A 12,341-nucleotide genomic window follows, 5' to 3' on the forward strand; every position below is an offset into this window, starting at 1 on the left:
ACCTATATTCAATATCTGGGTTATTGGTTTTCTCTTAACCAGCGAATCGCGTCTTTTGCATGGTAGGTGATGATCAAATCGGCACCTGCACGCTTCATGCCAACTAGCATTTCGAGAACAGTGGCTTTTTCGTCAATCCAGCCGTTTTGGGCTGCTGCTTTAATCATGGAATACTCGCCGCTGACGTTATAAATGACGACTGGCAAGTTAAAGGTATTTTTGACATCACGAACGATATCCAGGTATGGCATGCCAGGCTTCACGATTAAGAAGTCTGCTCCTTCTTCCACATCGGATTCGGCTTCTCTGAAGGCCTCAATGCGGTTAGCAGGATCCATTTGATAACTTTTCCGGTCGCCAAACTGAGGGGCGCCTTCTGCAGCTTCACGGAATGGTCCGTAGAATGCGGAAGCATATTTAACCGCATAAGACATGATTGGTGTGTCTTGGAAACCGGCTTCGTCCAATCCTTTACGGATGGCGGCTACAAAACCATCCATCATATTGGATGGCGCGATGATATCGGCACCTGCTTTGGCTTGGCTGACTGCTGCTTGCACAAGTAAATCCAGTGATTCGTCGTTAAGAATTTTGTCCCCTTCAACCATTCCACAGTGGCCGTGGCTTGTGTATTCACACAGGCAGGTATCGGCTACAATCAGGATGTCCGGGAACCGCTCTTTAATAAACCGGGTGGCTTCTTGGACGATTCCATGGTCGTGGAAGGCTCCTGTGCCGCATTCATCTTTTGTTTTAGGAATACCAAATAATAATACGGATTTGATGCCGTGAGCGACGATGTCTTCCATTTCTGCTTGCAGATGATCAAGAGAGACTTGGAATACGCCTGGCATCGAAGACACTTCTTTGCGGATGTTTTCTCCTTCGCAAATGAACAACGGATAAATGAAATCATCGGCGCTTAAATGATTTTCCCTTACAAGTGCCCGCATATTGGCACTTGACCGCAGGCGGCGATGACGTTTAAATTGTAAATCCATGGTTTTTACCTCCAAATATGTATTCTCATTTTATAAAAAAGATTTGCTGGGAGCGAAGGGTTGCTTTACTGTCGGATACCCTTTGCCAACTGTCGCATAGACGTGCGCTACTGTCGTATACCCTTCGCCAACTGTCGCATAGACGACCACCACTGTCGGATAACACGTCAACTGTCGCATAGACGCCCCCTACTGTCGGATAACCTTTGCCAACTGTCGTATTGACGCACCCTACTGTCACTTCCCATACGTAACGCATCGGAAGACCTCTTTTTATTATTAACGAATTGCCTGTTTTTTCTCCAAGCAAGCAACGGTCGCTTCTACCATAGCTTGTACCGTATATTCCTGCGGCGACACATGAACCGGCAGCCGGTACTCTTTTAGCCGTTTCTCCGTTACCGGGCCAATGCAGCCAAAGATACATTCGCTAAGCCGGCTCTCAAGTTGATTCTCCTTCACCACATCCATGAAGTGATCCACAGTGGACGGGCTGGTAAACAGCAAAATATCAAGCTGGTTTTCCTTCAGCATCGTAGCGAGCATGTCGCGGCTCTCAACCGGCATGAAGTTTTCATAAATCACCATTTCTTCTACTTCGGCGCCCGCATCAGTTAAGGAATCGGCAATATATTCACGGGCGAGATTCCCTTTTGGGATTAACACGCGTTCCCCTTTCCCGACATGGGGGAGAAATTCCTCAACGAACGCTTCCGCTACATAGGCAGTCGGGACAAACTCGGACTGAATTCCGCGCTCATTCAATTCCTCAGCCGTCTTTTTTCCAATGGCTGCAATTTTAGGGAGCTGGACGTCAACCGGGTCGATAAACGAAAAGAACGTCTCCACCGTGACCTTGCTGGTAAAAATCAGCCAGTCAAAGGTCCCTAGCGCCTGCAAGACTTCTTGCAGGCGCGCACCTTTCGCTACGGGGCGAAACGCAATTAGGGGAATTTCCACCGGGATCCCGCCATACTCCTTCACAAGCTTAGAAAAGGATTGAGCTTGACCTTTGCCCCTTGGGACAAGAACCCTTTTATCCTGTAAAGGTAATGGGTTACTCACGGCCCTCGAGCTCCCGAAGAACCCGATCAATCAAGTCTTTGGCACCCTTTTGCGTGAGCAGGTCAGCTGCTTGAACACCAAGTTCTTCTGGATTCTGGCCTCTAAGCTCTTCTTTAAAAATCTCCTGACCTTCCGGGGAAGCAACCAAAACATTTAAGACCACTTCATCATTGTCTTCAACGCGGGCAAAGCCAGCGATTGGCACCTGGCAGCTGCCTTCCATCTTTTGAAGGAACGCACGCTCAGCCCGTACGGCTCTCTCAGTTTTTTGGCAGGTGAATTTTTCAAACAGTTCAAGCAGTTCCTTGTCATCCTTGCGGCATTCAATCGATAAAGCTCCTTGACCGACGGCAGGAATACATACATCTGCATCTAAAAATTCCGTTACGACATCCTTTGTCCAGCCAAGGCGTGACAGCCCGGCGGCCGCTAAAATAATCGCATCATACTCGTCTGTCTCCAATTTGGCCAGTCTGGTGTCGACGTTGCCGCGGATCCATTTAATCTCCAGGTCAGGACGTTTGGCCAACAGCTGGGCACTGCGGCGCAGGCTGCTTGTGCCAACAATCGCACCTGGTTTTAAATCCATCAATTTAACATGTCCTTTGGAGATCAGAGCATCCCGGTGGTCCTCACGGAACGGAATGCAGCCAATCGTCAGGCCTTCTGGCAGTACAGCCGGCATGTCCTTCATGCTATGAACGGCCATATCAATCTCTTTATCCAGCATCGCTTGCTCGATTTCTTTCACAAACAGCCCTTTTCCGCCGACCTTTGACAGGGTCACATCCACGATTTTATCGCCCTTGGTGACAATCTCCTGGACTTCAAATTCAAATCGAGGATCAATTTTTTTCAACTGGTCAATGACCCAATTTGTTTGTGTTAACGCCAATTTGCTTCGTCTGGAACCTACAATAATTTTTCTCATGATTGCCTCCTATTTTACGAGTACCATATGTGAAAGGAAGATAATTGCCCAAATAAAAAGAAGTTAATTAATACGATCAAAAAGGACCCAGCATTCCAAAGCGCCAATTTTTTGCCTGATAAATTTCTCACGGTGCGCAGATATAAATAGATACTGTATGCAATAAGTAAGATAAACGAACCGATGATTTTCACATCATACCAAGGCATTCCTGGAAGTTTCAGGAAGGCCCATTGCAGCCCAAGAATCAACGCCAACAATAAAAGCGGAACACCAATGACTGCGGATATGTAAGACAATCTCTCCAATTTTTCCAAATCAGCCAGCCTTATAAGCCTTGTTCCCCATTTCTTTCGTTTTAACAAGTCGTATTGCAGCAGGTATAACAAAGAGAAAACAAAGGACAAGGAAAATGCCCCATAGGACAGGATGGCCATTGTGATATGAATCAAAAGCAATTCCGAAACAAGCTGCTTGGCCATGACATGGGTATCCGCCTGCATCGGGGCAAAGGTATGAATCGCCATGACGGTGAACCCGAGTATATTCGTGAAAAAGACGATAAAATCGACCCTTAGTAAATGATTTATCAAAATTGACAATGTTACTAATACCCAGGCATAAAAATAAAGTCCCTCAAAAATCGTCAGTACCGGGAACCTTCCTGTTTTTATGATATAAAGAATAAAAAAAACAGTTTGCAAAATCCATACAAATGCAAGTAACCAGAAGGCAATCCGTTTTGCCTTCCGGTTATGATGGATAAAGTCGAAAAAATAAAGCAGCACACTGAAGGCATACAAAACAACGGTCAATTCATGGAGCCTCGTCATCAAGACAGTATACATCGCACCGTCCCCTTATGACTGAAAGGAAGCCTGCACTTCACGAACCGGGCTTGATTTCGTTTCGGCTGCTTTCAATTGCTGTTCCTTCGCCAGTTTTTCAATATTAAAGATTTGCATGAATAATTCCAAAGCCTGATCCGCATCAGGTCTTGCAGCCATTTCTTTCGCTTGTAAAATCGGATCCTTTAACATTTGGTTTACGATACTTTTTGTATGTTTATTTAACACCTTCATATCGTGCTCACTTAGGTGTGGAAGTTTCCTTTCCAGACTGGTCATGGTTTCGGCCTGGATAGCCAATGCTTTTTCCCTTAGGGCCGAGATAACCGGGATTACCCCGAGCATGCCTAGCCATTGATTAAAGTCGACAATTTCTTTTTCAATCATCAGCATGATTTTTTCAGCCGATTTTTTACGTTCCTGAAGGTTGGCCTCCACGATACCTTCCAAATCGTCGATATCATATAAAAAGACGTTTTCCAGTTCGGCAATTCGTGGGTCTAGATCGCGGGGAACCGCAATATCAACCATAAATAATGGCTTGCCCTTTCGTTGCTTCTCGACCTTTGTCATCATTTCCTTTGTAATGACAAAGTTTTTCGCACCGGTTGAACTGATTAAGATATCAGCATCCACAAGTGCGTTTTGCAGGTCAGAAATGGTTTTGGCATCTCCATTAAACCGGTCGGCCAAAGCCTTGGCTTTATCATAGGTACGGTTTATGACGGTTACTTGTTTGACACCATTACCATGAAGGTTTTGAACCGCCAATTCGCCCATTTTTCCTGCGCCGAAAATCACCACATGTTTATTGCCGAGCGAGCCGAAAATCTTTTTGGCTAGTTCGACAGCGGCGTAGCTGACGGAAACGGCATTCGACCCAATTTCCGTTTCGGAGTGGCCGCGTTTTGCCAATGTAATAGCTTGTTTAAATAAATGATTAAATACTGTGCCGGTAGTTGCCTGTTCTTGGGCAAGCAAAAAGCTGGTACGGACTTGGCCCAAAATTTGTGTTTCCCCAAGCACCATGGAATTCAATCCGCAGGCGACAGAAAATAAATGTTCTACTGCACCATCGTCTTCATAGATGAAGAGGAACGGCGAGAATTCCTTTTGCTCAATACCAAACCATTCCGATAGAAACTCTTTTATGTAGTAGCGGCCGGTATGAAGCTGGTCGACTACCGCATATATCTCAGTCCGATTACAGGTTGACAGGATGACATTTTCAAGAACGCTTTTCTTGGCATTCAGCTGTTTAACCGCTTCTCCAAGATCCGCTTCATTAAATGTCAACTGCTCACGAATTTCTACAGGGGCAGTTTTATAGTTAAGACCGATCGTGACAATATGCATATTAAAAAGACACCCCCACTAAATAATGCATGATTAGCTAGAAATAATTATATCACTCACATTTTTAGGAAAAGCCGGAAAATGTGAACATAAAGCGAAACTATATGGTAAGATAGACTGGAAAAACTGAATTGGCCGCAGGATCACTTTTTGCACATCCTAGCTGTTAAAAATCAGTTCCAAACGTCTATGTTTTCTTTTATACTCCCTTATGTACAGTACCAAAAAACTAGAAGATATTCAAGTGAACCTTACTGGAAGTGGTGTGTTTGTCATGAAAAATCAACGGATATTCCCAGCTATTATTCTTATTGGATTTGGTGGCTATTTTTTCTTGCAGCAGACCGGAATTACTATATTCCCACAATTTTTCTCCTGGCCTACCTTATTAATCATTGTCGGAGTCGCCTTTCTGGGCCAGGGATATTCGGCTAAGGAACATGACGCCATCCTGCCTGGCGTGATTTTGACCGGATTCGGCCTGCATTTCCATCTCGCCGGACACGCTTCGTTTTGGCCGGAAAATACAAGCGGTATGCTGATTTTGTTGATATCGATTGGCTTTTTTCTGCGCTTTTTAAAAACAAATACGGGTATGTTTCAAGCGATTCTGTTCTTTTTACTCGCGATCCTGTTTTTATTTAATGACAAAATTACCGGTTATTTTGGGCTGGTGCAAAGCAGCATCAGCTTCATCTGGAAATTTTGGCCAGCGCTCATCATTGTGATTGGAGTCTATTTTTTGCTAAAAAAGAAAAAATAACCGCTTATATGGGCAGATGTACAAATTTTATGCCAAGAGCATGGGCGGGCCATGCTCTTTTTTTTCAACAAAAAAGCACACGAGATTTCTCCTAAGAAATTTCGCGTGCTTTTTCTAGCATGTTTACATATAACTTTCAATGATGGCCCAAGCTTGGTCTTTTCCCTCGCCAATCTCCGAGGAGAAAACGACGACATGGTCGTCTTTCTCAAGCTGCAACGTTTCTTTTGTCACCTTTAAGTGCTTCTGCCATTTTCCTTTCGGAATCTTATCGGCCTTAGTGGCAATCACGATGCACGGTATGCCGTAATGCTTCAGGAAATCATACATCATTACATCGTCTTCTGTCGGCGGGTGCCTGAGATCGACGATCATCACGACGGCCCGCAATTGCTCCCGTGTGGTAAAATACGTTTCAATCATTCGCCCCCATGCCGCCCGCTCCGCTTTGGACACTTTGGCATAGCCATAGCCTGGCACGTCAACAAAATGAAGAATCTCGTTAATCAGGTAAAAGTTTAAGGTTTGGGTCTTGCCTGGTTTGGAAGAAATTCGCGCCAGCCCTTTGCGGTTCAGCATTCGGTTAATAAACGACGACTTCCCCACATTGGAACGGCCGGCAAGGGCAAATTCAGGCAAATCGGTGGCCGGATACTGTTCCGGCTTCACCGCACTTATGACTATATCAGAGCTTACTACCTTCATTTGGCCCCACCCTCTAAGAGGGCATGCTTCAGAACTTCATCCAGATGGGACACAGGCACAAATTCTAATTCATTCCGGACACTTTCCGGAATATCCTCAATATCGATTTCATTATCTTTTGGTAAAATGACTTTCGTTAAGCCGGCACGATGGGCACTAAGGGTTTTTTCCTTCAGCCCGCCAATCGGAAGCACCCGCCCGCGAAGCGTAATCTCACCGGTCATGCCCACTTCACGACGGATTGGCTTGCCAGTCAATGCCGACACCAATGCTGTTGCAATCGTGATTCCTGCTGACGGGCCGTCTTTTGGCACCGCCCCTTCCGGAACGTGAATATGGATATCATATTTTTCATGGAAATTCTCGTCAATCCCAAGTTCCTTGGCTTTCGAGCGAACGTAACTGAACGCAGCCTGTGCTGATTCCTTCATTACATCGCCAAGTTTGCCAGTCAACACAAGTTTGCCTTTTCCAGGAGCCAATGACACTTCAATTTGCAGCGTGTCACCGCCAACTGTTGTATAGGCCAACCCGGTTGCCACCCCAACCTGATCCTCCGCTTCGGCTTGGCCATAACGGAATCTAGGTTTTCCTAAGAAATCCTCTACTGTTTTTTCAGTCACTACCACGCGCTTTTTCTCACCGGATACAATAATCTTGGCGGTTTTCCGACAGATAGTAGCCATTTGACGCTCTAAACTCCGTACCCCGGCTTCACGCGTATAATAACGGACCACTTTTAAAATCGCGTCATCGCGAACTTGCAGGGCACCTTTCGAAAGGCCGTTTTCCTTGATTTGTTTTGGCAGCAAATGGTCCCGTGTAATATGGACCTTTTCTAGTTCGGTATAGCCGGCAATCGTAATGATTTCCATCCGGTCCAAGAGCGGCCCTGGGATGGTCCCGAGATTATTGGCCGTTGCGATAAACATGACTTTGGATAAATCATAGGTTTCTTCAATATAATGGTCACTGAAATTTGCATTCTGCTCAGGATCCAATACCTCTAAAAGAGCAGACGACGGGTCGCCCCGGAAATCACTGGACATTTTATCAATTTCGTCGAGCAGGAACACCGGATTGATAGTTCCGGCTTTTTTCATTCCTTGGATAATCCGGCCAGGCATGGCCCCGACATACGTTCTGCGGTGGCCGCGAATTTCCGATTCATCCCGGACCCCGCCCAATGAAACCCGGACAAAGTTTCGGTTCAAGGAGGAGGCAATTGATTTTGCCAGACTGGTTTTTCCTACCCCTGGAGGGCCTGCTAGGCAAAGAATCGGCCCTTTTAAGGAATTGGTCAATTTTTGGACTGCCAAGTATTCCAGAACCCGCTCTTTTACTTTTTCCAGACCGTAATGTTCCTCGTTTAGGATTCTTTCAGCCCTGGCAATATCAATGTTGTCATTTGTCTTTTTCGACCATGGCAGGGACACCAGCCATTCAATGTAATTGCGGATCACAGCACTTTCAGCCGAGCTTGTCGGTACCTTTTCATAACGATCGAGTTCCTTCATTGCTGCTTTAAGAATATGTTCCGGCATGCCGGCTTCCTCGATTTTTTTGGTCAGGTCGGCAATTTCCCCGGTTTTCCCTTCCTTGTCGCCCAGTTCTTTCTGAATCGCTTTCATCTGCTCACGTAAATAATATTCCTTTTGTGTTCGTTCCATTGAACGCTTGACACGCTGGCCGATTTTCTTTTCGAGATTCAGCACTTCTTTTTCGTTATAGATGATATCGATGACCCGATTTATTCTCTGTTTCACATCTAGGGTTTCGAGGATGTCTTGTTTTTCCTTTAGCTTGATTGGCAGGTGTGAGGAAATAATATCTGCCATGCGACCTGGTTCCTCAATATCAGCCACAGAAGCCAATGTTTCAGCAGAGATTTTTTTCGATAGTTTTATGTATTGTTCAAAATAATCAAGCATGGTTCTCATTAATGCTTGATCTTCTACGTCCTTTGTTTCGGGATCTTCGTATGTCATTATACTGACAGAATAATATTCCTCTTCATCTTGAAATGAAGTGAGTTCCGCCCTGCTTAAACCTTCTACTAATACTCGAATTGTTCCGTTCGGGAGTTTAAGCATTTGTTTAACCTTCGTCAAGGTTCCAAACTTGTATAAATCCTCTTCGGAAGGCTCGTCAATGGAGACATCCTTTTGAGTGGTTAAGAAAATCAGATGGTCATCTACCATTGCTTTTTCGAGTGCCTGGACAGACCGTTCACGGCCGACATCTAAATGAAGCACCATTGTCGGATAAACAAGCAATCCTCGAAGCGGCAGGAGGGGGACGATCAATTCATTCTGTTTCGCCATAATACTGCACCTCCACATACTAAAAAAATAGATACATTCCCACATTTGCGGAATCGTCTTTGTACAATTCTATCTCATTTACTTTTACGTGTCTATCTTTTGAGATAGCCGTCTGGTACTCCTTACATTAGCTTCTCCAATACCCCAAAAAATACTAAGAAAAATTGGGGCCTGTCCCCCATTGCGTCACCACGTTAAAGGAGCGGGGGACAGGCCCCCGCTGCGTTACCATGTTAAAGGAGTGGGGACAGCCCCACTCCTAGATGGTTTCTTTTTTGGATAATTCGATTGATGCGGGTACGGCGTTGTTTTGTGCGAATTTGTTGACGAGTGCGATTTCGAATACTTCGTGGAGATGGGTAACCGGGACGATTCGGATACCGTCGACCTCGTTTAAGAGTGTTTGCATGTTCTCCTCTGGTATGATTACCGTTTTGGCTCCTGCCTTTTTGGCGGCCTTTACTTTTGGATAGACGCCGCCGATCGGTTTCACGTTGCCGTGAATGCTGATTTCGCCTGTCATGGCGACGGTATTATCAATCGGTATTTTGTAAATCGCCGAGTAGATTCCTGTTGCCATGGCAATTCCGGCTGATGGCCCGTCGATTGGCACCCCGCCTGGGAAGTTCACGTGGATATCAAAGTCATCGGCCGGAACACCCATGGAACGCAGCACCGTAATGACGTTCTCAATCGAACCTCGGGCCATGCTCTTGCGGCGAATCGATTTGCCTTGCCCGCCAATACTTTCTTCTTCCACAATCCCGGTAATATTGATGGACCCTTTTTCTTTGGCTGGGATTACCGTTACTTCGATTTCCAGCAAGGCCCCTGAATTCGGGCCATAGACGGCAAGTCCATTGACCAAACCGACCCGGGACTCCTCGTTGATCATCCGCTCCATTCTCGGTGACAGCTGGCTGGATTGGATAACCCATTCAATGTCTTCATCCTTAATAAATTGGCGGTCCTCGGTAATCGCCAGACCCGCGGCGATTTGAATCATATTAACGGTTTCCCGGCCATTTCTCGCATAGGATGACAAGGTTTGAATGCCCGTTTCATTGATTTCCATATTGACCTTATCAGCCGCTTTTTTGGCTACCGTCATAATTTCTTCCTGAGTTAAATCCCTGAAAAATACCTCCATGCAGCGTGACCGAATGGCCGGGGGAATTTCGCTTGGGGTTCTGGTGGTTGCCCCGATTAACCGAAAATCGGCCGGAAGTCCATTTTTGAAAATATCATGGATATGTGTTGGGATTTGTGTATTTTCCTCATGATAATAAGCACTTTCCAAATATACTTTCCGGTCCTCCAAAACTTTTAGCAGCTTGTTCATTTGAATCGGGTGCAATTCCCCGATTTCATCGATGAACAGCACCCCGCCATGGGCATTGGTGACAGCCCCTTGTTTTGGCTGCGGGATTCCCGCCTGTCCCATCGCACCGGCGCCTTGATAAATCGGGTCATGTACTGATCCAATTAGCGGGTCGGCAATGCCCCGTTCATCAAATCGCGCTGTGGTCGCATCCAATTCAATGAACACTGATTCTCGTTTAAAAGGGGACTTGGCATTTTTCTTTGCCTCTTCCAATACCAGCCGGGCAGCGGCCGTTTTGCCGACACCCGGAGGTCCATAGATAATCACATGTTGTGGATTCGGACCGCATAATGCCGCTTTTAACGACTTAATTCCGTCCTCTTGTCCAACAATATCTTGAAAACTTGTAGGACGTACCCTTTCTGATAAAGGTTCCGTCAATGAAATCGATCTCATTTTTCGCAGCTGTTCCATCTCTTTCCGTGATTCACGGTCAATCGATACTTTTTGTGTCCGCTGATTTTTTAATAGGTTCCAAAAATACAGACCGATTATGATGCCAAAAAACAGCTGAATAAATAAAGCAATCCCCGTCCAACTCATACATTTTCCCTCCTGCACGATATCTATTTCACTAGATATTAAAAAGTATTTCCTGCAGAAAGGAGGAATAAACCCTTTTCGATAAAGAATAGGTAAATGTGCATAAGAAAAGGACTTGGCATATTACCAAGTCCCTAACATTTTATGCAGATTTTTCTTCCACAACAACCGTTCCATCTTCCAAAATCAATTTTGGAACGCCATTTTCAGCAACGGTTTCTTTTGTAATGATACATTTCGAAATATCATCGCGAGATGGCAGATCAAACATGACATCCAACATAATGCCTTCGATAATGGAGCGTAAACCGCGGGCACCCGTTTTACGTTCAATTGCTTTTTTAGCAATTTCTTGAAGGGCTCCTTCTTCAAAATCAAGCTCAACATCATCGATTTCAAGCATTTTTTGATATTGCTTCACCAAAGCATTTTTTGGTTTTGTTAAAATTTCAATCAATGCATCCTCATCCAGTTGCTCAAGGCTGGCAATAACCGGCAGACGGCCGATGAATTCCGGAATTAAACCAAAGCGTAAAAGGTCTTCCGGCAGCACTTTTGAAAGCAACTCTTTTTGGCTGATTTCCTGCTGTTTTACATCTGAGCCAAAACCAATTACCTTTTGGCCTAAACGGCGTTTGATAATCGGCTCGATGCCGTCAAATGCCCCGCCGCAAATAAACAGGATATTGGTGGTATCGATTTGGATAAATTCTTGGTGCGGATGCTTTCTTCCCCCTTGTGGCGGAACGCTGGCAACTGTACCTTCCAAGATTTTCAGTAATGCCTGCTGAACGCCTTCACCAGACACATCGCGGGTAATCGAAGGGTTTTCCGATTTACGGGCGATTTTGTCAATCTCATCAATATAAATGATTCCCTTTTCAGCTTTTTCCACATCATAATCGGCTGCTTGGATTAATTTTAGCAGGATATTTTCAACGTCTTCCCCAACATAGCCTGCCTCCGTAAGCGAAGTCGCATCGGCAATGGCAAACGGCACATTTAAAATACGCGCCAAAGTTTGGGCTAGCAAGGTTTTACCGCTTCCTGTAGGCCCAATCATAGCGATATTACTCTTGGAGAGCTCAACATCATCAATTTTGCTGTTTGAATTAATCCGCTTGTAGTGGTTGTAAACCGCTACGGACAATGATTTTTTCGCTTTGTCCTGACCGATTACATACTCATCGAGGATTTCACAAATTTCTCTTGGCTTCGGAACATCCTTGAACTCCACTTCTTCTTCGGTTCCGAGTTCTTCTTCCACGATTTCTGTGCAAAGTTCAATACACTCATCACATATATATACTCCCGGACCGGCAACCAGTTTGCGGACTTGGTCCTGTGTCTTGCCACAGAATGAACACTTCAATTGTCCTTTTTCATCATTAAATTTAAACAATCCTTTCACCCCTTAACAA

11 protein-coding genes are annotated in these 12,341 nt (G+C 45.2%); 1 reads left to right on the forward strand and 10 read right to left on the reverse strand.

Annotated features, from left to right (window positions below; genetic code table 11):
* Window positions 1–20: 20 nt before the first annotated feature.
* The 6 genes from hemB to hemA form a co-directional block, all read right to left on the reverse strand.
* Window positions 21–1,001, reverse strand: coding sequence for a porphobilinogen synthase (hemB, locus tag ACY8D0_RS20870; RefSeq protein WP_462412406.1), 981 nt, complete (start codon window positions 999–1,001; stop codon window positions 21–23).
* Window positions 1,002–1,031: 30 nt separating this feature from the next.
* Window positions 1,032–1,181: a hypothetical protein gene (locus tag ACY8D0_RS20875; protein WP_462412407.1), complete on the reverse strand. Its 150-nt coding sequence runs from the start codon at window positions 1,179–1,181 to the stop codon at window positions 1,032–1,034.
* A gap of 99 nt (window positions 1,182–1,280) precedes the next feature.
* A complete protein-coding gene (locus tag ACY8D0_RS20880; protein WP_462412408.1) occupies window positions 1,281–2,066 on the reverse strand; it encodes a uroporphyrinogen-III synthase in 786 nt (261 codons plus the stop codon).
* Window positions 2,059–2,997 (reverse strand): hydroxymethylbilane synthase, encoded by a 939-nt coding sequence (gene hemC / locus ACY8D0_RS20885; RefSeq protein ID WP_462412409.1) that lies wholly within the window; start codon window positions 2,995–2,997, stop codon window positions 2,059–2,061. Before hemC ends, ACY8D0_RS20880 begins: the two co-directional genes overlap by 8 nt.
* A gap of 14 nt (window positions 2,998–3,011) precedes the next feature.
* On the reverse strand, window positions 3,012–3,845 hold the full coding sequence (gene ccsA / locus ACY8D0_RS20890) for a cytochrome c biogenesis protein CcsA (protein ID WP_462412410.1): 834 nt from the start codon (window positions 3,843–3,845) through the stop codon (window positions 3,012–3,014).
* Window positions 3,846–3,857: 12 nt separating this feature from the next.
* Window positions 3,858–5,201, reverse strand: a complete 1,344-nt coding sequence (hemA, locus tag ACY8D0_RS20895; protein WP_462412411.1) for a glutamyl-tRNA reductase — start codon at window positions 5,199–5,201, stop codon at window positions 3,858–3,860.
* Between the two features lie 274 nt (window positions 5,202–5,475).
* Between hemA and ACY8D0_RS20900 the strand changes: the two genes are divergently transcribed.
* Complete coding sequence (locus ACY8D0_RS20900) at window positions 5,476–5,964, forward strand: LiaI-LiaF-like domain-containing protein (RefSeq protein WP_462412412.1); 489 nt, start codon at window positions 5,476–5,478, stop codon at window positions 5,962–5,964.
* 123 nt (window positions 5,965–6,087) lie between these two features.
* On the opposite strand, the gene yihA is transcribed toward ACY8D0_RS20900, so the two are convergent.
* The 4 genes from yihA to clpX form a co-directional block, all read right to left on the reverse strand.
* Window positions 6,088–6,669, reverse strand: coding sequence for a ribosome biogenesis GTP-binding protein YihA/YsxC (gene yihA / locus ACY8D0_RS20905; protein ID WP_462412413.1), 582 nt, complete (start codon window positions 6,667–6,669; stop codon window positions 6,088–6,090).
* Window positions 6,666–8,993 carry an endopeptidase La gene (lon, locus tag ACY8D0_RS20910; protein ID WP_462412414.1) on the reverse strand — a complete coding sequence of 776 codons (2,328 nt, stop codon included), beginning with the start codon at window positions 8,991–8,993 and terminating at the stop codon, window positions 6,666–6,668. Before lon ends, yihA begins: the two co-directional genes overlap by 4 nt.
* Window positions 8,994–9,252: 259 nt before the next feature.
* Entirely contained in the window at window positions 9,253–10,920 is a 1,668-nt protein-coding gene (lonB, locus tag ACY8D0_RS20915) for an ATP-dependent protease LonB (RefSeq protein WP_462412415.1), read from the reverse strand.
* A 142-nt stretch (window positions 10,921–11,062) separates the two neighbouring features.
* Window positions 11,063–12,322, reverse strand: coding sequence for an ATP-dependent protease ATP-binding subunit ClpX (clpX, locus tag ACY8D0_RS20920; RefSeq protein ID WP_462412416.1), 1,260 nt, complete (start codon window positions 12,320–12,322; stop codon window positions 11,063–11,065).
* Window positions 12,323–12,341 lie beyond the last annotated feature (19 nt).

It is taken from the genome of Neobacillus camarae (assembly GCF_054950115.1).

Coding starts and splice junctions, on each gene's coding strand:
- hemC (WP_462412409.1), bottom strand. CDS start 2,997: ATGAGAAAAATTATTGTAGGTTCCAGACGAAGCAAATTGGCGTTAACA.
- ccsA (WP_462412410.1), bottom strand. CDS start 3,845: ATGTATACTGTCTTGATGACGAGGCTCCATGAATTGACCGTTGTTTTG.
- hemA (WP_462412411.1), bottom strand. CDS start 5,201: ATGCATATTGTCACGATCGGTCTTAACTATAAAACTGCCCCTGTAGAA.
- lon (WP_462412414.1), bottom strand. CDS start 8,993: ATGGCGAAACAGAATGAATTGATCGTCCCCCTCCTGCCGCTTCGAGGA.
- ACY8D0_RS20900 (WP_462412412.1), top strand. CDS start 5,476: ATGAAAAATCAACGGATATTCCCAGCTATTATTCTTATTGGATTTGGT.
- ACY8D0_RS20875 (WP_462412407.1), bottom strand. CDS start 1,181: ATGCGACAGTTGACGTGTTATCCGACAGTGGTGGTCGTCTATGCGACA.
- lonB (WP_462412415.1), bottom strand. CDS start 10,920: ATGAGTTGGACGGGGATTGCTTTATTTATTCAGCTGTTTTTTGGCATC.
- hemB (WP_462412406.1), bottom strand. CDS start 1,001: ATGGATTTACAATTTAAACGTCATCGCCGCCTGCGGTCAAGTGCCAAT.
- yihA (WP_462412413.1), bottom strand. CDS start 6,669: ATGAAGGTAGTAAGCTCTGATATAGTCATAAGTGCGGTGAAGCCGGAA.